We start from the raw sequence: 18,364 nt of genomic DNA on the forward strand, positions 1-18,364 counted from the left end.
ACCACCTCCCCTACAAAACCTCCACCCAACAACCTCATTGGTTGCCCCCCGCGCGCCCCCCCCCCCCGCCCCCCGGGGGGGGGGGGCGGGGCCCCCCCCCCCCCCCACCACCCCTTTTCCCGCTCCGCGCCGCGACTGGAGAGACCCGCCCATGCGCATCCGCCGCCGCCCCACGCGCCCCCGCAGCGTCGCCGTCCTGCTGGCCGGTCTGTGCGCCCTGCTGCTCCCCGCCACCGCCCCGAGCACGGCCACGGCCGCGGACAACGGCACCTGGGGCGTCTTCCCCACGCCCCCGGCCGGGGCGGCGATGACCGACCGCGCCTACTTCTTCCACCAGGGCGCCGCCGGGACGACCCTCGGCGACAGCGTGACGATCCTGAACTCCTCCGACCGTGAGCTGACGTTCCAGGTCTTCGCGACGGACGCGATGAACACCCCGTCGGGCGGCGCGTTCGCCCTGCTGCCGGTCGAGGCGAAGCCGAAGGACGTCGGCGCGTGGATCGCGTTGGCTCCCGAGGCGGCGACGACCGTGACCGTCCCGCCGAAGGGCCGCAAGGACGTCCCGTTCCATGTGAAGGTGCCCGCGGACGCGACCCCGGGCGACCACGTCGGCGGGATCGTCGCCTTGAACACGGCCGTCGAGGGCGTGCAACGGGACGGCAAGGTGCAGGTCGGTGTGAAGCGGTCGGTGGGCGCGCGTCTGTACTTCCGGGTGCCGGGACCGGTGACCGCGGGCCTGAGCGTGGAGGACGTACGGGTCAGCCGCAGCGCCCCCCTCGTGCCCTGGCTGGGCGACGCCCGCGCCCGCGTCACCTACACCCTGGTCAACCGGGGCAACGTGGTGGTCGAACCGCGCGTGACGATCTCCGCGCGCGGACTGTTCGGACGGGAGGTCCTGGACCGGCCCGCCAGGGCGACCGGCCTGGTCCTGCTCCCCGGGCAGCGCGCCGAACTGACCGAAGCGTGGCCGGACGCACCGCAGTTGGACTGGGTGGACGTGAAGGTCTCGGCGGACGCGACCGCCCACCCGGATCTGCGGTCGCAGTCCGGTACGGACTTCCTCGCCGTTCCCTGGCCGGCCGCCGGCGCCGTCCTCCTGCCGGCGACCGCCGGCGCCGCCCTCCTGATCCTGCGGCGTCGCCGCCGCGCCGTCCCGGAACACCCGGATCCCGTACCGGACCTGGTGGGCGGGCGCTGACGACCAGCCGCGCCCCCTCCCCGTGCGCTCGCACCGTGCAGCTCACGGCGAAGTCGGGCGACGGCAGGAAGCCCCCGACCGGTGAGGGTGGTCGGGGGCTCCTGGGTTCGTGGGGGGCGGCCGTCAGTGGTTGCGGGGGAAGCCCAGGTCCACGCCGGACGGGGCGTCGGCCGGGTCGGGCCAGCGGGTCGTGACGACCTTGCCGCGGGTGTAGAAGTGGATGCCGTCGTTGCCGTAGATGTGGTGGTCCCCGAAGAGGGAGTCCTTCCAGCCGCCGAAGGAGTGGTAGCCCACCGGCACCGGGATCGGCACGTTCACGCCGACCATGCCCGCCTGGATCTCCAGCTGGAAGCGGCGGGCGGCGCCGCCGTCGCGGGTGAAGATCGCGGTGCCGTTGCCGAACGGCGAGGCGTTGATGAGGGCGACGCCCTCCTCATAGGTGTCGGTGCGCAGCACGCACAGCACCGGGCCGAAGATCTCGTCGCGGTAGGCGTCGGAGTCGGTCTTGACGTTGTCGAGGAGGGACAGGCCGATCCAGTGACCGTTCTCGTTGCCCTCGACCGTATAGCCGGTGCCGTCGAGGACGACGTCCGCGCCCTGGGCGGCGGCGCCCTTGACGTACGAGGCGACCTTGTCGCGGTGGGCGGCGGTGATCAGCGGGCCCATCTCGGAGGTCGGGTCGTTGCCGGGGCCGACCTTGATCTTCTCGGCGCGCTCGCGGATCTTCTCGACGAGTTCGTCGGCGATGGCTCCGACGGCGACGACGGCGGAGATCGCCATGCAGCGCTCGCCGGCCGAGCCGTAGGCGGCGGAGACGGCCGCGTCGGCGGCGGCGTCCAGGTCGGCGTCGGGCAGGACGAGCATGTGGTTCTTGGCGCCGCCCAGCGCCTGGACGCGCTTGCCGTTGGCGGAGGCGGTGGTGTGGATGTGGCGGGCGATCGGGGTCGAGCCTACGAAGGAGACGGCCGCGACGTCGGGGTGCGCGAGCAGCGCGTCGACCGCGACCTTGTCGCCGTGGACGACGTTGAGGACGCCCGCCGGCAGGCCGGCCTCCGTCATCAGCTCGGCCAGCTTGTTGGCGGCCGAGGGGTCCTTCTCGCTCGGCTTGAGGATGAAGGTGTTTCCGCAGGCCACGGCCAGCGGGAACATCCACATCGGGACCATCGCCGGGAAGTTGAAGGGGGTGATGCCCGCGACGACGCCGATCGGCTGGCGGATCGAGGCGACGTCCACCCGGTTGGAGACGGATGTGGACAGCTCGCCCTTGAGCTGCACGGTGATCCCGCAGGCCAGCTCGACGATCTCCAGGCCGCGGGCCACCTCGCCCAGCGCGTCCGAGTGGACCTTGCCGTGCTCGGCGGTGATCAGCTCGGCGATGGCGTCGCGGTTGGCGTCCAGCAGGGCGCGGTAGGCGAACAGCACCTTGGTGCGGGCGGCCAGCGAGGACTGGCCCCAGCTGAGGAAGGCCTCCTTGGCGACCCGGACGGCCGCGTCGACCTCTTCGGTCGAGGCGAGGGCGACCTGGGTGGTGACCTCGCCCGTCGCCGGGTCGGTGACCGGGCCGTAGTTGCCCGACGCGCCCTCGACGGTCTTGCCACCGATCCAGTGGTTGACGGTCTTCATGCCTTGCTCCTTCACAGATGGCGACGTCGCTGCGCGGCTTGCCGGTCGTACTCTTCACGGGCCAGGGCCGCCGACGTACGGGTCGCGGTCTCGGCCACAGGAACATCCCACCACGCCTGTGCCGGGGGTGGGCCCGACACAGTGTCGGGTGTTCGGGTCTGTGCGTAGACACATGTGGGACGGTCCGCCTCCCGCGCTTCGGCGAGGGCTTTTCGCAGGTCACCGACGGTGCGGGTGCGGATGACGGCCATCCCCAGGGAAGCCGCGTTCGCCGCGAGGTCCACCGGAAGGGGAGCGCCGTCGTACGCGCCGTCGGCCCCCCGGAAGCGGTACGCGGTGGCGAACCCTTCCGCGCCCACGGCCCCGGACAGGCCGCCGATGGAGGCGTAGCCGTGGTTGTCGAGGATCACCAGCCGCAGCGGCAGGCCCTCCTGGACGGCGGTGACGATCTCGGTGGGGTTCATCAGGTACGTCCCGTCGCCGACCAGCGCCCACACGGGGCGGCCGGGCGCGGCGAGGGTCACGCCGATCGCGGCGGGGATCTCGTAGCCCATGCAGGAGTAGCCGTACTCGACGTGGTACTGGTCGCCGGAGCGGGCCCGCCACAGTGCGTGGAGGTCGCCGGGGAGGGAGCCGGCGGCGTTGATGAGGATGTCGGTGTCGTCGACGAGGGCGTCGAGCAGGCCGAGGACCTGGCCTTGCGTGGGCGGCCGGTCCTCGTCGGGGGCGGGTACGGCGTAGGCGGCGTCGACGCGGGTCTGCCAGTCGGCCTTCGCCGCCGTGTACGCGGCCTCGTACGCGGGGTCCACGCGGTGTCCGGCCAGGCCCTCGGCGAGTGCCCGCAGGCCGGCCCGGGCGTCGGCGAGCAGCGGGGCGCCGGCCATCTTGTGCGCGTCGAACGCGGCGACGTTGAGGTTGACGAACCGGACGTCGGGGTTCTGGAACAGGGTGGCGGAGGCGGTCGTGAAGTCGGTGTACCGGGTGCCGACGCCCAGCACCAGGTCGGCTTCGCGGGCCAGGTGGTTGGCGGTGGCCGTGCCGGTGTGGCCGATGCCGCCGACGTCGGCCGGGTGGTCGAAGGGCAGCGAGCCCTTGCCCGCCTGGGTGGACGCGACGGGGATGCCGGTGGCCGCGGCGAGCGCCCCGAGGGCGTTCCCGCCGCCGCTGTGCCGCACCCCGCCGCCGGCGATGATCAGCGGTCGACGGGCCGCGCGGAGGGCGGCGCGGGCCGCGTCGAGTTCCTCGGGGTCGGGTTGCGGCGCCCTGATCCGCCAGACCCGTTCGGCGAAGAACTCCTCGGGCCAGTCGTACGCCTCCACCTGTACGTCCTGCGGCAGCGCGAGGGTGACGGCGCCGGTCGCGGCGGGGTCGGTGAGCACCCGCATCGCCTGGAGGGCGGCGGGGACCAGCGCCTCGGGCCGGGTGATCCGGTCGAAGTAGCGGGACACGGGCCGCAGGGTGTCGTTGACGGAGACGTCGCCCGCGTGGGGCACTTCGAGCTGTTGGAGCACCGGATCGGCGGGCCGGGTCGCGAAGGTGTCCCCGGGGAGCAGCAGCACCGGCAGGTGGTTGATCGTGGCGAGGGCGGCGCCGGTGACGAGGTTGGTCGCGCCGGGCCCGATGGAGGTGGTCACGGCGTGCGCGGACAGCCGGCCGCGCTGGCGGGCGAAGCCGACGGCGGCGTGCACCATGGCCTGTTCGTTGCGTCCCTGGAAGAACGGCATCGCCCGCGGCCCGCTCTCCAGCAGGGCCTGGCCGATCCCGGCGACGTTGCCGTGCCCGAAGATCCCCCAGGTCGCGGCGATGAGCCGCTGCCGGTGGCCGTCGCGTTCGGTGTACTGGCGGGCCAGGAAGCGTACGAGCGCCTGGGCGACGGTGAGCCTCATGCTTGCTCCGCGCGGTAGAAGGGCAGCCGGGGGTCCACGGGGTGCCCGGCCCAGGTGTCCCGGATCCAGCCGTGGTCGGGGTGGTCGCGGATCAGCCACTCCCGGGTGCCGTCGGCCGGGCCGGCCATGACGTTGAGGTAGTACATGTCGTGTCCGGGAGCGGCGATGGAGGGGCCGTGCCAGCCGTCCGGGATGAGGACGGTGTCGCCCGTCCGCACCTCCGTGAGGATGTCCGTCCGCCCCGCCGGGGAGGGGCTGACCCGCTGGTAGCCGAGGCCGGGGACGCCCCCGTGGGCGGCGATCTCGAACCAGTAGATCTCCTCCAGCCGGGATTCCTCGCCGGGATGGTGCTCGTCGTGCTTGTGGGGCGGGTACGAGGACCAGTTCCCGCCGGGGGTGAGCACCTCGACGGCGATGAGCCGGTCGCAGCGGAAGGCGTCGGCGGCGGCGAAGTTGTTGACCTGCCGGGAGCAGGTCCCGGCGCCGCGCAGCTCGACGGGTACCCCGGCGGCCGGCCCGTGGCGGGCGGGCAGCCGGCGCTCGCACAGGGCGCCGGCGAGGGCGAAGCGCCCGCCGGCCGCCGAGGTGACCTCCGCGTGCGCGTCGCGCGGCAGGTAGGCGAAGTCACTGACCGCGTCGAACACCCCGCTCCGCCCGCGCAACGGGAACACCGCGTCCCCCGCTTCCGCTTCCGCGCAGCGGACCTCGCAGCCGCCCGACAGCGGGAGCACGATCCACTCCGCCTCCCCGCACGCGAAGGCGTACGTCTCCCCGGGCGCGAGGTCGAGGACCCGCAGCCGGGTGAAGGCCATCTCCGTCTCAGACACCAGCGGCACGCGCCAGCACCTCCTCCACCTCGGCGGGGAACGGCATCGCCGCCCCGCACGCGAGCCGGGAGGCGACGATGGCCCCCGCGGCATTGGCGTACCGCAGGATCCGTTCCAGGTCCCAGCCGGCGAGCAGCCCGTGGACCAGGGCGCCCCCGAAGGCGTCGCCGGCGCCCAGCCCGTTCACCACGGTCACGGGTACGGGCGGTACCTCCACCACCGCGCCGCCGCGATCCGCGGCCAGCACGCCCAACGGGCCCCGCTTGACGACGGCGAGTTCCACCCCGGCCGCGAGCAGCGCGCGGGCGGCGGCGTGCGGGTCGCTCTCCCCGGTGGCGATCTCGCACTCCTCGGCGTTGCCGACGGCAACGGTCGCCAACGCGAGCGCCCGCCCGTACCAGGGCTGCGGCGACCCCTCCCACAGCATGGGCCGCCAGTCCAGGTCGAAGACGGTGGCGCGGGCCGGCCCGGATTCCGAGCGGGCCTCCAGCGCGGCCGACCCGGATTCCGAGCGGACCTCCAGCGCGGCCGACCCGGATTCCGAGCGGGCCTCCAGCGCGGCGAGAGTGGCGCTGCGGCTCGGCTCCGCGCTGAGGCCCGTACCCGTCATCCAGAACACCCGGGCGGCGCGCACCGCGTCCCGGTCCACCTCTTCGGGGCGGATCTCCAGGTCGGGGGCCTTGGGCAGCCGGTAGAAGTACAGCGGGAAGTGGTCCGGCGGGAAGATCTCGCAGAAGGTGACGGGGGTCGGCCAGCGGTCCACCTCCCCCGCCCACCGGTCGTCGACGCCGAAGCCGCGCAGTTCGGAGCGCAGGTAGGCGCCGAAGGGGTCCGCGCCGGTCCGGGTGATGACCGCGGTACGGCGCCCCAGTCGGGAGGCGGCGACGGCGACGTTCGTCGGCGAGCCGCCGAGGAACTTGCCGAAGGTGTCCGCCTCGGCGAGCGGTACACCGGTCTTCAGCGGGTAGAGATCCACCCCGATCCGCCCCATGGTGATGAGGTCGTACGCCCCGCCGTCCGCCCCACCGTCCGCCCCACCGTCCGCCCCACCGTCCGCCCCGCCGTCCGCCCCGCCGTCCGCGCGGCCTTGCTCCGTGGTCACCGCAGGCCCTCCTCCCACTCGTCTTCCTCGTCCCTTCGAGCCTCGCACCCTAAGGTGGCCGACATGACGTCCTCCCCGCCCGCGTTGACCCGTATCCGCATCGGTTCGGCTCCGGACTCCTGGGGTGTCTGGTTCCCCGAGGATCCCCTCCAGACGCCCTGGGACCGTTTCCTCGACGAGGTCGCGGACGCCGGTTACGAGTGGATCGAGTTGGGCCCGTACGGCTACCTGCCCACCGATCCGGTCCGCCTCGCCGACGAGACCGCCCGGCGGGGCCTGCGGGTGTCCGCCGGCACGGTCTTCACCGGACTCCATCACGGGCCCGCCGTGTGGGACGAGACCTGGGCGCACGTGTCGCGGATCGCGGAACTCACGGCGGCGACGGGCGCGGACCGGCTGGTCGTCATCCCTTCCTTCTGGCGCGACGACAAGACCGGGAAGGTGCTGGAGGACCGGGTGCTGACCCCGGAGCAATGGCGTGAACTGGCCGCGCAGACCGAGCGCCTGGGCCGGGAGGTCCAGGACCGGTACGGGTTGGGGATCGTCGTCCACCCGCACGCCGACACCCACATCGACACCCCGCAGAACGTGGCCCGGTTCCTGGACGCCACCGACCCCGCGCTGGTCTCCCTGTGCCTGGACACGGGGCACTACGCGTACTGCGGCGGGGACAGCGTCGAGGCCGTGGAGGCCTTCGGGGAGCGGATCGGCTACCTGCACCTCAAGCAGGTGGATCCGCGGATCCTCGCCGAAGTGGTCGCGGAGCAACTGCCGTTCGGGCCGGCGGTGGCGCGCGGGGTGATGTGCGAGCCCCCGTCGGGGGTGCCCGCGCTGGAACCCGTACTGGCGGCCGCGCAGCGGCTCGGCGTGGACCTGTTCGCGATCGTGGAGCAGGACATGTACCCGTGTCCGCCGGACCGGCCGCTGCCCATCGCCCGGCGCACCCGCGCCTACCTGCGCTCCTGCGGCGCCCGCTGACCGGCCTGACCCCCGAAGGGACACCCGTTACATGAGCACGCTCGGCATCGCCGTCATCGGGACGGGGAGGATGGGCGCCGACCACGTGCGCCGGATCGGCGCCGCGGTCGGCGGGGCCCGGGTGGTGGCGTTGGCCGATCCCGACGGGGACCGGGTCAAGGAGATCGCCGCGGGCCTGGACGGCGCGGGCGCGTACACCGACCCGGCGGCGGCGATCGCCCACCCCGGGGTGGAGGCCGTACTGATCGCCTCGCCCGGCCCGGCCCACGAGGAAGCGATTCTGCACGCGCTGGGACGGCAGTTGCCGGTGCTCTGCGAGAAGCCGCTGACCCCCGACCCGGAGGGCGCCCTGCGGGTGATGGAGGCCGAGCGCCGCCTCGGCCGGCGCCTGGTGCAGGTGGGGTTCATGCGGCGCTACGACGCCGAGTACGCGCGCCTCAAGGAACTCCTCGACGCGGGTGGCATCGGACGGCCGCTCTTCCTGCACTGCCGCCACCGCAACGCCGCCTCGCCGGCCTTCTTCACCAGCGACATGCTGATCACCGATTCGGTGGTGCACGAGGTCGACGCGGCGCGCTGGCTGCTCGGCCAGGAGGTGACCGCCGTGACGGTGCTCTCCCCCACGCCGTCCTCGGCCGCCCCCGAGGGGCTGCGCGATCCCCGGCTGGTGCTGCTGGAGACCTCGGGCGGGGTGATCGTGGACGTGGAGATCTTCGTCAACTGCGGTTTCGGCTACCAGGTCCGCTGCGAGGCGGTCGGCGAGTCCGGCAGCGCCCGGATCGGGGACGGCCACGCGATGGTCGTCGAGTCGGCCGGCCGCTGGGGCGGGGAGATCACCCAGGACTTCACCACCCGGTTCGCCGACGCCTACGACCGCCAGGTCCGCCGGTGGGTCACCGCCGCCGCGCGGGGCCGCGTCGAGGGTCCGGACGCCTGGGACGGGTACGCGGCGGCCGCGGTCTCCGCTGCGGGACTGACCGCGGCCCGCACCGGCGTTCGGACCGAGGTCCGACTGGCGGAGCGCCCGGACCTGTACCGCCGCTGACGGGACTCCCGGCGACCGCCGGCCGCCGGCCGCCGGGTAACCGTGTCGCCGTGTCGCCGTGTCGCCGTGTCGCCGTGTCGCCGGTCGTACAAGCATCTTCTGGACAGCGTTTTCACCCGTCGACTCCTGTGCCGCATCCGTCACAGGAGTCGCTCTCGTGTCACACGTGTCCGCATTACGCGGGTTTTCCGTCACAGGCGCTCGACAGCCGCTCCCCTGCCTTCACCCAGCGTCGTTCTCCGGGCACAACCTGAGTGATCGTCTGTGTCCACGCGCCGGCTCCCCCGACGGCCTCCCGGCCGGCCCCGCGGCGTGGACGAGGAGGTGTCGTCGATGAGCGACCGTCAACTGTGGTCGTACAAGGAGATCGCCGCCCATATCCGGGTGCAGCCGGACACGGTGCGGTCCTACCGAAAGCACGGACTGCTTCCCCAGCCCGACCACGTGGAGGGCGGCAAGCCCTACTGGTACGCCGACACCGTCCGGGAGTGGGTGGCACGCCGCCCCGGCAACCGGGGCCGCCGCGAGGACTGACCGCGCCGCCCGGTCCGGGGCCCAGCCCCGGACCGGCGGTTCACCAGGATTCCGCCTCGTCCGCCGCCCGGGTGCCCCGCGGCCGCGGGGTCCCCGACCGGGCCCGCAGCCGCATCCCCAGCAGCGGGAAGACCAGCACCGACAGCATTCCGGCCCCGACCAGCGCCGCCGCCTCGCCCGGCTCCACCTTCCCGGCCTCGACGCCGAGGGCGGTGATCGCGACCACCAGCGGCAGGGCGGTCGAGCCGAACAGCACGAGCGCCGAGCGGTCCCGGCGCCCCAGGTCGCGCGGGGCCAACAGCCACATCGGCAGCCCGCGCACTACCAGGAACAGCGCGAGGAAGACGGGCAGCAGCAACAGCGTCCCGCCGCCCGCCAGCAGGGCGTCCAGGTCGAACTCGATGCCGGTGACCACGAAGAAGAGCGGCACCAGGAAACCGAACCCGATGGCCTCCACCTTCGACAGCACGGCCTCGCTGCTCTCCGGCGCCGCCCCGTGCAGCACCAGCCGGGTGATCAGCCCGGCGGCGAAGGCGCCGAGGAGGACGTCGAGCCCCAGGACCTCGGCCAGCGCGAGCATGGCGACCAGCATCAGGAACACCAGCCGGACGGCGAACTGCGCGCTGCTGTGCAGGGTGGTGGCGATGACCTTGGAGAACCACGGAGGCTTGGGTCGCAGGGCCCAGAACACGGCGGCCGCCGTCAGTACCCCGAAGGCGATCAGCACGGCCGCCGAACCGGCCGGGGCCCGCCCGCTGAGCAGCAGCGCCATGGCGATGATCGGCCCGAACTCGCCGACCGCGCCCATGGCCATCATCACCGTCCCGAAGCGGCTCCCGAGGTCCCCGGAGTCCCGCAGCACCGGCAGGATCGTGCCGAGGGCGGTGCTGGTGAGGGCGGTGCCGATGTAGACGCCCTTCTCGAAGCCGTCGCCGTGGGCGAGCAGGATGCCGGCAGCGAGGCCGAGCACCAGGGTGACGAGCCAGGCCACCACGGAACGGTTGAGGGTGTCGCCCTTGACCTGCTCGAAGCGGATCTCGTACCCGGCGAGGAAGATGAGCATCGCGAGGCCGAGTTCGCTGAGGACGTCGATCACGTCGCCCGTGTGGGCCCAGCCGAGCACGTCGGGGCCGATGAGGATGCCCAGCACGATTTCGAAGATCACCAGCGGGACGGACAGCCGGCGCGAGACCCAGTGGGCGAGGATCGGAGCGAGGACGGCGATGGCCATGATCAGGAGGAATGTCCCCGGATGATCCATGAGCGACATTTACTTATGTTCCGGATGGTTTGTCCATCACGCGGGCCGCGCCGCCGCCACACGACCCGCCGAATGGTCGCTCAATACCCCCTAGGGGTATAATCTATGAGAAAGACCCCCCGAAAGAGGAGAACGAGATGACCGCCGAGACGGACACCCCCCAGTCGAGCGGATCCTGCTGCTCCAGCACCGGCTCCTGCCACGACGGCACCGTCGACGTTGGCACCGTCACCGCCGTGTACAAGGTCACCGGGATGACCTGTGGGCACTGCGAGGGCGCCGTCACCGCCGAGCTCACCGCCCTGCCCGGCGTGACCTCGGTCAAGGCCGTCGCCGCCACCGGCGAGGTGACCGTGATCTCCGGCGCCCCGCTCACCGACGAGGACGTGCGCGCCGCCGTGGACGAGGCCGGTTACGAGCTCGCCGGTCGGGCCTGAGCCCGGCAGCCCCGCACTTCCGCGGCACTCCGCCGGGTCGTGCCGGCCGGCTCATACCGGTTCCGTACGGCCCGGCCCTCCCCCTGGAGCCGGACATGAGCAGCAGCACAGTGCACGACGGGCCCATGGTGGCGACCGGTGCGGCCGAGGTCGAGCTGATGATCGGCGGCATGACCTGCGCCTCCTGCGCGGCCCGCATCGAGAAGAAGCTGAACCGGATGGACGGGGTCACCGCCACGGTGAACTACGCCACGGAGAAGGCCCGGGTCTCGTACGCGGGTGACGTACGCGTCGCCGACCTCATCGCGACCGTCGAGAAGACCGGCTACACCGCCGAGGAACCCCCGCCGCCGGCTCCGGCGGCCGATGCCGACGCGCAGGCCGCCGCTCCGGTGGGCGACCCCGAATCGGCGGCGCTGCGGCAGCGGTTGCTGGTGTCCGCCGCGCTGGCGTTGCCCGTCGTCCTGCTCTCGATGGTCCCGGCCCTCCAGTTCGACAACTGGCAGTGGCTCTCGCTCACCCTCGCCTCCCCCGTGGTCGTCTGGGGCGGCCTGCCCTTCCACCGGGCCGCCTGGACCAACGCCCGGCACGGCGCCGCCACCATGGACACCCTGGTCTCCGTCGGCACCCTCGCCGCCTACGCCTGGTCGCTGTGGGCCCTGTTCTTCGGACACGCGGGCATGCCCGGCATGCGGCACGGCTTCGCCCTCTTCACCGTTCAGGGGGGCGCCGTCACCCGCACGGACGGCTCCTCCGCCCTGTACCTGGAGGTCGCGGCGGGCGTCATCACGTTCATCCTGCTCGGCCGGTACCTGGAAGCCCGCTCCAAGCGGAAGGCGGGCGCCGCCCTGCGGGCGCTGCTGGAACTGGGCGCCAAGGAGGTGGCGGTGCTGCGCGGGGGCCGGGAGGTGATGGTCCCGGTGGGCGCGCTCGCCGTGGGCGACCGCTTCGTGGTCCGCCCCGGGGAGAAGATCGCCACCGACGGGAAGGTCGTCGAGGGCGGCTCGGCCGTGGACGCCTCCATGCTGACCGGCGAGTCCGTGCCCGTGGAGGTCTCCGTCGGCGATCCCGTCACCGGCGCCACCGTCAACACCTCGGGCCGCATCGTGGTGGAGGCCTCCCGCGTCGGGGCCGACACCCAGCTCGCCCGGATGGCGAAGATGGTCGAGGACGCGCAGAACGGCAAGGCCGAGGTGCAGCGCCTCGCCGACCGGATCTCCGCCGTGTTCGTACCGGTCGTCCTGCTGCTCGCGCTGGGCACCTGGGTGGCCTGGCTGCTGATCACCGACGATCCGACGGCCGCCTTCACCGCCGCCGTGGCCGTCCTGATCATCGCCTGCCCCTGCGCCCTGGGCCTGGCCACGCCGACCGCCCTGATGGTCGGCACCGGCCGGGGCGCGCAGCTCGGCATCCTGATCAAGGGGCCGGAGGTGCTGGAATCCACCCGTCGGGTCGACACCGTCGTCCTGGACAAGACCGGTACGGTCACCACCGGCCGGATGGCCCTGTCCGCGGTGCACGTCGCCGAGGGCGTCGACGAGAAGGAACTGCTGCGGCTCGCGGGCGCCTTGGAGCACGCCTCCGAGCACCCGGTCGCCCGCGCGATCACGGTGGGGGCCGTCGAGCGGACCGGTGGGGGCGAGGGCGCGCTGCCGGTCCCGGAGGCCTTCGAGAGCCTGGCCGGGCTCGGGGTCAGCGGCGTGATCGACGGCCGCCGCGTGCTGGTGGGGCGGGAGCGGCTGCTCGCCGACCGGTCCGTCACCCTGCCGCCCGGCCTCGCCCGGGCCAAGGCCGCCGCCGAGGCCGAGGGCGGCACCGCCGTCCTGGTCGCCTGGGACGGCGAGGCGCGCGGGGTGCTCGTGGTCGCCGACGCCGTCAAGGAGACCAGCGCCGAGGCGGTGTCCCGGCTGCGGGCGCTCGGCCTCACGCCGGTGCTGCTGACCGGCGACAACCGGGCCGTCGCCGAGACGGTGGCCCGGGAGGTGGGCATCGAGGAGGTGATCGCCGAGGTGCTCCCGCAGGACAAGGTGGAGGTCGTACGCCGCCTCCAGGCCGAGGGCCGGACGGTCGCCATGGTGGGCGACGGCGTCAACGACGCGGCCGCGCTGGCCCGGGCGGACCTGGGGCTGGCCATGGGCACCGGCACCGACGCGGCCATCGAGGCCGCGGACCTGACCCTCGTACGGGGTGACCTGCGGGTGGCCGCCGACGCCATCCGGCTCTCCCGCCGGACCCTGGCCACCATCAAGGGGAACCTGTTCTGGGCCTTCGGCTACAACGTGGCGGCGCTGCCGTTGGCCGCCGCGGGCCTGCTCAACCCCATGATCGCGGGGGCGGCGATGGCCTTCTCCTCGGTCTTCGTCGTCACCAACAGCCTGCGCCTGCGCTCCTTCCGCTGAGGGACCGCAGGCGGTACCGCCCGGGTGATCACCGGGAGCAGCGCCTCCCCCGGTCCTCCACATCTCCTTCACGGGAGACGCAGATCACAGTGATGACAACGTAACCATCCGGGGTCGCCACGGGTCTAATGGGGCGATGCCAAAAACGTCTTGGGGGACGTTTGACGGAGGTCTTGGGGGACGTCCGGGCATCAGCCGGCCGGGGCACGTGCCCGCGGGAGCCTTGAGCGGCCTTCCCGAACCGAACGGGTCCCGGCACACAGACGCCCCGGCGCGGGTCCCGTGGGGGGAGTCCGCATCCGGGGAATGGGAAGCGCCCCGACCGTCGACCCGTGGGGGGATCGACGGCGGGGCGCTTTTCGCACAGGTCCCGCCGCGGCTCACCGCGGCGGCGCGAACGCCGAGAGGTCCGGTGTCAGCGGGCCTCGACCGGGACGAAGTCGCGCAGGACCTCGCCGGTGTAGATCTGGCGCGGGCGGCCGATGCGGGAGCCGGGCTCCTTGATCATCTCGTGCCACTGGGCGATCCAGCCGGGAAGCCGGCCGATCGCGAAGAGCACGGTGAACATCTCGGTCGGGAAGCCCATGGCCCGGTAGATCAGGCCGGTGTAGAAGTCCACGTTCGGGTAGAGGTTGCGCTCGACGAAGTACTCGTCGGCCAGCGCGTGCTCTTCCAGCTTGAGCGCGATGTCCAGCAGCTCGTCGCTCTTGCCGAGCGCCGACAGGACGTCGTGGGCCGCCGCCTTGATGATCTTCGCGCGGGGGTCGAAGCTCTTGTAGACGCGGTGTCCGAAGCCCATGAGCCGGACGCCGTCCTCCTTGCTCTTCACCTTGCGGATGAAGGCGTCGACGTCGCCGCCGTCCTGCTTGATGCCTTCCAGCATCTCCAGGACGGACTGGTTGGCGCCACCGTGCAGCGGGCCCCACAGGGCCGAGATGCCGGCGGAGATCGAGGCGAACATGTTCGCCTGCGAGGAGCCGACCAGACGCACGGTGGAGGTCGAGCAGTTCTGCTCGTGGTCCGCGTGCAGGATCAGCAGCTTGTCGAGCGCCGAGACCACGACCGGGTCCAGGTCGTACTCCTGGGCCGGCACGGAGAAGGTCATGCGCAGGAAGTTCTCGACGTAGCCGAGGTCGTTGCGCGGGTAGACCACCGGGTGGCCGACCGACTTCTTGTACGCGTACGCCGCGATCGTCGGCAGCTTGGCCAGCAGCCGGATCGTCGAGAGGTGGCGCTGCTGGTCGTCGAAGGGGTTGTGACTGTCCTGGTAGAACGTGGACAGTGCGCTGACCACGGAGGACAGCATCGCCATCGGGTGCGCGTCCCGCGGGAAGCCGTCGTAGAAGCGCTTCACGTCCTCGTGCAGCAGCGTGTGCTGGGTGATCTCGTTGCGGAACGACGCGAGCTGGTCGACGGTCGGCAGCTCCCCGTTGATCAGCAGGTAGGCGACCTCGATGAAGGTCGAACGCTCGGCCAGCTGCTCGATCGGGTACCCGCGGTAACGCAGGATCCCCTGCTCGCCGTCGAGATAGGTAATCGCGGACTTGTAGGCGGCGGTGTTGCCGTAGCCACTGTCCAGAGTGACGAGCCCGGTCTGGGCCCGCAGCTTCGCGATGTCGAAGCCCTGGTCACCGACGGTGCTCTCGACCACCGGGTAGGTGTATTCACCGTCCGCGTACCGGAGTACTACAGAGTTGTCGCTCACGTCATCCCTCACCGACGTAGTGCCTCTTCTTCGAGGTGCCCTGACTGCCTCTACCTTCCCCCATTTGGCGCAGGAGAGTGCACTCGGGGTCGGCCTTTGGTCCTTTTGACGGCACTGAGTGCCGTCAACTTGAACATCCTGCCCCTTCCGCACCGGGCGGGGAACCCCGAATGATCGATCATTTAGGTGATGTTTCCCACCGGTATCCGGCCGGAGAGTCTGGATGCCAGCGCCGTGTACCTCCTGCCAGCCGAAACGGTACGCACCGCTTGGCCGAGGGCCTTGCGTGACCCGACCAGGACGACCAGTTTCTTCGCCCTGGTCACGGCCGTGTAGAGCAGGTTCCGCTGGAGCATCATCCAGGCACCGGTGGTGACCGGGATCACGACGGCCGGATATTCACTCCCCTGGGAACGGTGGATGGTGACCGCGTAGGCGTGGGCGAGCTCGTCGAGTTCGGCGAACTCGTACACGACCTCCTCGTCCTCCTCCGTACGGACCGTCAGGCGCTGTTCGTCCAGGTCCAGGGCGGTGACCACGCCGACGGTGCCGTTGAAGACGCCGTTGGCGCCCTTCTCGTAGTTGTTCCGGATCTGGGTCACCTTGTCCCCCACCCGGAAGACCCGGCCGCCGAACCGCTTCTCGGGGAGGTTCGGCCGGGCCGGCGTGATGGCCTGCTGGAGCAGCCCGTTGAGGTTGCCGGCGCCGGCGGGGCCGCGGTGCATCGGGGCGAGGACCTGGATGTCCCGGCGGGGGTCGAGCCCGAATCTGGCCGGAATGCGTCGTGCGGCCACGTCGACCGTGAGGATTCCGGCCGCCTCGGTGTCCTCCTCGGGGAAGAGGAAGAAGTCGGGCAGGTTGTCGGTGAGGGGCGGCAGTCCGGTGTTGATGCGGTGTGCGTTGGTGACCACCCCGGACTGCTGGGCCTGACGGAAGATCCTGGTCAGCCGGACGGCCGGGACCGGCCCGCCCTCGGCCAGCAGGTCCCGCAGCACCTCGCCGGCGCCGACCGACGGCAGTTGGTCCACGTCCCCGACGAGCAGCAGGTGCGCGCCCGGGGCCACCGCCTTGACCAGCTTGTTGGCGAGCAGCAGGTCCAGCATCGAGGCTTCGTCGACCACGACGAGGTCGGCGTCCAAGGGACGGTCCCGGTCGAAGGCCGCGTCGCCGCCCGGCTTCAGCTCCAACAGCCGGTGCACGGTGGACGCCTCGGCCCCGGTGAGCTCGGACAGCCGCTTCGCCGCCCGGCCGGTGGGGGCGGCGAGCACCACCTTGGCCTTCTTGGCGCGGGCCAGCTCGACGATGGAGCGCACGGTGAAGGACTTGCCGCAGCCGGGCCCGCCGGTGAGGACGGCGACCCGGCGGGTCAGGGCGAGCCGTACGGCGTCCCGCTGCTCGGGGGCCAGGGCGGCCCCGGTGCGGCCGGCCAGCCAGCCGAGGGCCTTCTCCCAGTCCACGTCCCGGAAGGCCGGCATCCGGTCCTCCTCCGCGTTCAGCAGCCGGCGGACCTGGCCGACCAGCGAGAGTTCGGCGCGGTGGAAGGGGACGAGGTAGACCGCGGTGATCGGCGGGCCGCCCTGCGGGTCGGGCACGGGCTCGCGCACGACGCCCTCCGGATCGGCGGCGAGTTCGGCGAGGCAGTCGATGACCAGTCCGGTGTCGACCTGGAGGAGTTTGACGCCGTCGGAGATGAGCCGCTCCTCGGGCAGGAAGCAGTGGCCCTGGTCGGTCGACTGGGACAGCGCGTACTGGAGGCCGGCCTTGACCCGCTCGGGGCTGTCGTGCGGGATGCCCACGGCCTGGGCGATCCGGTCGGCGGTGAGGAAGCCGATGCCCCACACGTCGGCGGCGAGCCGGTAGGGCTGGTTCTTCACGACCGAGATGGAGGCGTCCCCGTACTTCTTGTAGATGCGCACCGCGATGGAGGTGGAGACGCCGACTCCCTGGAGGAAGACCATGACCTCCTTGATGGCCTTCTGCTCCTCCCAGGCGGCGCCGATCAGCTTGGTCCGCTTCGGGCCGAGGCCCGGCACCTCGATGAGGCGCTTGGGCTCCGCCTCGATGACGTCGAGGGTGTCGGTGCCGAAGTGCTCCACGATCCGGTCGGCGATCTTGGGCCCGATGCCCTTGATGAGGCCGGAGCCGAGGTAGCGGCGGATGCCCTGGATGGTGGCGGGGAGGATCGTCGAGTAGTTGTCGACGCTGAACTGCTTGCCGTACTGGGGGTGCGAGCCCCAACGGCCCTCCATGCGCAGGGATTCGCCGGGCTGCGCGCCGAGGAGGGAGCCGACCACGGTCAGTAGGTCCCCGGAGCCGCGGCCGGTGTCGACCCGGGCGACCGTGTACCCGCTCTCCTCGTTGGCGTAGGTGATGCGCTCCAACACCCCCTCGACCACCGCCGGCTGCACCGCCCCGTTGGATGTCATGGCACGACGCTACCGCCCGGCGCCGACAGCGCGCCGGGGGGTGTGGACGAAGGGGAACGGCGGTCGGCGCGCTCCGCGGCGGACGGAGGGGGACGAACGAAAGGGGGGCCGGCCTCGCGGCCGGACCCCCTCACGGTTACCCCTCCCTCGTCGGACTTCCCGATCCCCCCGGATCCCCTCCCGAAAGTCCCGACGCACCATACGACCCACGATCCGCGCGCAGGGTTGCACCGGGAAACGGAGCTTTACCTTTCCATTACCCAAGGGGGGTCCGACGGCGGTCCGAAGTGCCACCGAATCACCGCACACGTAGCGTTTCCGGCATGAGCGAATCTTCCTTCCAGGACGACGTGCTGGGTGAACTCGGCGACGACAGGCTTCAGGAGATCGCCGGGCTGCTCGGCACCGACGCCGCCGGCGCCCGCGAGACCGTCTCCGAAACCGTCGGCGCCATGACGGGCGACCTCCAACAGAAGGCCCACGCCGATGACGACGACGGCGTGGAGGTGCGCCAGGCCATCGCGGAGGTGACCGAGCCGCCACTGCGGGGCGTGGCCACGCTCGGCGGCGGCATGGGCGGCCTGCTGAGCGGCGGCATGATGGCCGGGGTGCTCGCCAAGGTGAGCAGGCCCGTGGCCAACGCCGTGTCCAAGAAGACCGGCATCCCCGCGCCCACCATCAGCCGGGTCATCGAGATGCTGATCCCGGTGCTGCTGACCGTCCTCGCCAAGCGCGCGTCCGCCGGCAAGGGCGCGGGCGGGGCGACGGCCGGCGGCGCCCCGACGCCGGGAGCCGCTCCCGGTACGCCGGGGGCGGCTCGCGGCGCCGGGGGCGCCGGCGGCGGCCTCGGAGACCTGCTGGGGCAGATCCTGGGCGGCGGCAAGAAGTAGCCCGTACGCGCGCGGGAGCCCGCCCCCACCGGGGGCCGCACCCGTACGGAGCA

At 72.3% G+C, this 18,364-nt stretch carries 14 protein-coding genes; 7 read left to right on the forward strand and 7 right to left on the reverse strand.

The annotated features are described in order from the left end of the window. Window positions 1-151: 151 nt before the first annotated feature. On the forward strand, window positions 152-1,198 hold the full coding sequence (locus tag AB0D46_RS20025; protein ID WP_362879105.1) for a DUF916 domain-containing protein: 1,047 nt from the start codon (window positions 152-154) through the stop codon (window positions 1,196-1,198). 123 nt (window positions 1,199-1,321) lie between these two features. Here AB0D46_RS20025 and AB0D46_RS20030 read toward each other — a convergent pair whose 3' ends face one another. Genes AB0D46_RS20030 through AB0D46_RS20045 form a run of 4 tightly spaced genes read right to left on the reverse strand, consistent with a single transcriptional unit; the run spans window position 1,322 to window position 6,525 of the window. Beyond that, window positions 1,322-2,821, reverse strand: a complete 1,500-nt coding sequence (locus tag AB0D46_RS20030) for a CoA-acylating methylmalonate-semialdehyde dehydrogenase (protein WP_362879107.1) — start codon at window positions 2,819-2,821, stop codon at window positions 1,322-1,324. 11 nt (window positions 2,822-2,832) lie between these two features. Continuing rightward, the gene (gene iolD, locus AB0D46_RS20035) at window positions 2,833-4,707 is read right to left on the reverse strand and encodes a 3D-(3,5/4)-trihydroxycyclohexane-1,2-dione acylhydrolase (decyclizing) (protein ID WP_362879109.1); all 1,875 of its coding nucleotides are present in this window, start codon (window positions 4,705-4,707) and stop codon (window positions 2,833-2,835) included. Continuing rightward, window positions 4,704-5,519 (reverse strand): 5-deoxy-glucuronate isomerase, encoded by an 816-nt coding sequence (gene iolB / locus AB0D46_RS20040; protein ID WP_362879236.1) that lies wholly within the window; start codon window positions 5,517-5,519, stop codon window positions 4,704-4,706. Before iolB ends, iolD begins: the two co-directional genes overlap by 4 nt. A gap of 7 nt (window positions 5,520-5,526) precedes the next feature. Further along, window positions 5,527-6,525, reverse strand: coding sequence for a PfkB family carbohydrate kinase (locus AB0D46_RS20045; RefSeq protein ID WP_362879238.1), 999 nt, complete (start codon window positions 6,523-6,525; stop codon window positions 5,527-5,529). A 174-nt stretch (window positions 6,526-6,699) separates the two neighbouring features. On the opposite strand from AB0D46_RS20045, the gene AB0D46_RS20050 reads away from it, so the two are divergent. The 3 genes from AB0D46_RS20050 (at window position 6,700) to AB0D46_RS20060 (ending at window position 9,193) form a co-directional block, all read left to right on the forward strand. After that, window positions 6,700-7,614: a sugar phosphate isomerase/epimerase gene (locus AB0D46_RS20050; protein ID WP_362879111.1), complete on the forward strand. Its 915-nt coding sequence runs from the start codon at window positions 6,700-6,702 to the stop codon at window positions 7,612-7,614. Between the two features lie 31 nt (window positions 7,615-7,645). Next, entirely contained in the window at window positions 7,646-8,659 is a 1,014-nt protein-coding gene (locus AB0D46_RS20055; RefSeq protein WP_362879113.1) for a Gfo/Idh/MocA family oxidoreductase, read from the forward strand. Window positions 8,660-8,992: 333 nt separating this feature from the next. After that, window positions 8,993-9,193 (forward strand): MerR family transcriptional regulator, encoded by a 201-nt coding sequence (locus AB0D46_RS20060; RefSeq protein WP_362879115.1) that lies wholly within the window; start codon window positions 8,993-8,995, stop codon window positions 9,191-9,193. Between the two features lie 40 nt (window positions 9,194-9,233). Here the strand turns inward: AB0D46_RS20060 and AB0D46_RS20065 are convergent, their stop codons facing one another. Then, window positions 9,234-10,454: a cation:proton antiporter gene (locus AB0D46_RS20065; protein ID WP_362879240.1), complete on the reverse strand. Its 1,221-nt coding sequence runs from the start codon at window positions 10,452-10,454 to the stop codon at window positions 9,234-9,236. A gap of 137 nt (window positions 10,455-10,591) precedes the next feature. On the opposite strand from AB0D46_RS20065, the gene AB0D46_RS20070 reads away from it, so the two are divergent. Both AB0D46_RS20070 and AB0D46_RS20075 read left to right on the forward strand, forming a co-directional pair. Further along, window positions 10,592-10,891, forward strand: a complete 300-nt coding sequence (locus tag AB0D46_RS20070; RefSeq protein WP_362879117.1) for a heavy-metal-associated domain-containing protein — start codon at window positions 10,592-10,594, stop codon at window positions 10,889-10,891. Window positions 10,892-10,986: 95 nt separating this feature from the next. Next, entirely contained in the window at window positions 10,987-13,290 is a 2,304-nt protein-coding gene (locus tag AB0D46_RS20075; protein ID WP_362879119.1) for a heavy metal translocating P-type ATPase, read from the forward strand. Between the two features lie 415 nt (window positions 13,291-13,705). On the opposite strand, the gene AB0D46_RS20080 is transcribed toward AB0D46_RS20075, so the two are convergent. Together AB0D46_RS20080 and AB0D46_RS20085 are read right to left on the reverse strand one after the other, a co-directional pair. Continuing rightward, on the reverse strand, window positions 13,706-14,995 hold the full coding sequence (locus tag AB0D46_RS20080; RefSeq protein ID WP_362879121.1) for a citrate synthase: 1,290 nt from the start codon (window positions 14,993-14,995) through the stop codon (window positions 13,706-13,708). Window positions 14,996-15,177: 182 nt separating this feature from the next. Next, window positions 15,178-17,421 (reverse strand): ATP-dependent RecD-like DNA helicase, encoded by a 2,244-nt coding sequence (locus tag AB0D46_RS20085; protein WP_362879123.1) that lies wholly within the window; start codon window positions 17,419-17,421, stop codon window positions 15,178-15,180. A 323-nt stretch (window positions 17,422-17,744) separates the two neighbouring features. On the opposite strand from AB0D46_RS20085, the gene AB0D46_RS20090 reads away from it, so the two are divergent. Continuing rightward, complete coding sequence (locus AB0D46_RS20090; protein WP_362879125.1) at window positions 17,745-18,311, forward strand: DUF937 domain-containing protein; 567 nt, start codon at window positions 17,745-17,747, stop codon at window positions 18,309-18,311. The last annotated feature ends 53 nt before the right edge of the window (window positions 18,312-18,364 follow it).

This window comes from Streptomyces sp. NPDC048383, assembly GCF_040651775.1.
GTDB lineage: Bacteria > Actinomycetota > Actinomycetes > Streptomycetales > Streptomycetaceae > Streptomyces.

What these genes read in the sequence shown, in the direction of transcription:
- AB0D46_RS20055 (WP_362879113.1), top strand. Translation starts at nt 7,646, where the DNA reads ATGAGCACGCTCGGCATCGCCGTCATCGGGACGGGGAGGATGGGCGCC.
- AB0D46_RS20060 (WP_362879115.1), top strand. Translation starts at nt 8,993, where the DNA reads ATGAGCGACCGTCAACTGTGGTCGTACAAGGAGATCGCCGCCCATATC.
- AB0D46_RS20025 (WP_362879105.1), top strand. Translation starts at nt 152, where the DNA reads ATGCGCATCCGCCGCCGCCCCACGCGCCCCCGCAGCGTCGCCGTCCTG.
- AB0D46_RS20085 (WP_362879123.1), bottom strand. Translation starts at nt 17,421, where the DNA reads ATGACATCCAACGGGGCGGTGCAGCCGGCGGTGGTCGAGGGGGTGTTG.
- AB0D46_RS20090 (WP_362879125.1), top strand. Translation starts at nt 17,745, where the DNA reads ATGAGCGAATCTTCCTTCCAGGACGACGTGCTGGGTGAACTCGGCGAC.
- AB0D46_RS20075 (WP_362879119.1), top strand. Translation starts at nt 10,987, where the DNA reads ATGAGCAGCAGCACAGTGCACGACGGGCCCATGGTGGCGACCGGTGCG.
- AB0D46_RS20045 (WP_362879238.1), bottom strand. Translation starts at nt 6,525, where the DNA reads ATGGGGCGGATCGGGGTGGATCTCTACCCGCTGAAGACCGGTGTACCG.
- AB0D46_RS20030 (WP_362879107.1), bottom strand. Translation starts at nt 2,821, where the DNA reads ATGAAGACCGTCAACCACTGGATCGGTGGCAAGACCGTCGAGGGCGCG.
- iolB (WP_362879236.1), bottom strand. Translation starts at nt 5,519, where the DNA reads ATGGCCTTCACCCGGCTGCGGGTCCTCGACCTCGCGCCCGGGGAGACG.
- AB0D46_RS20070 (WP_362879117.1), top strand. Translation starts at nt 10,592, where the DNA reads ATGACCGCCGAGACGGACACCCCCCAGTCGAGCGGATCCTGCTGCTCC.
- iolD (WP_362879109.1), bottom strand. Translation starts at nt 4,707, where the DNA reads ATGAGGCTCACCGTCGCCCAGGCGCTCGTACGCTTCCTGGCCCGCCAG.
- AB0D46_RS20065 (WP_362879240.1), bottom strand. Translation starts at nt 10,454, where the DNA reads ATGGATCATCCGGGGACATTCCTCCTGATCATGGCCATCGCCGTCCTC.
- AB0D46_RS20050 (WP_362879111.1), top strand. Translation starts at nt 6,700, where the DNA reads ATGACGTCCTCCCCGCCCGCGTTGACCCGTATCCGCATCGGTTCGGCT.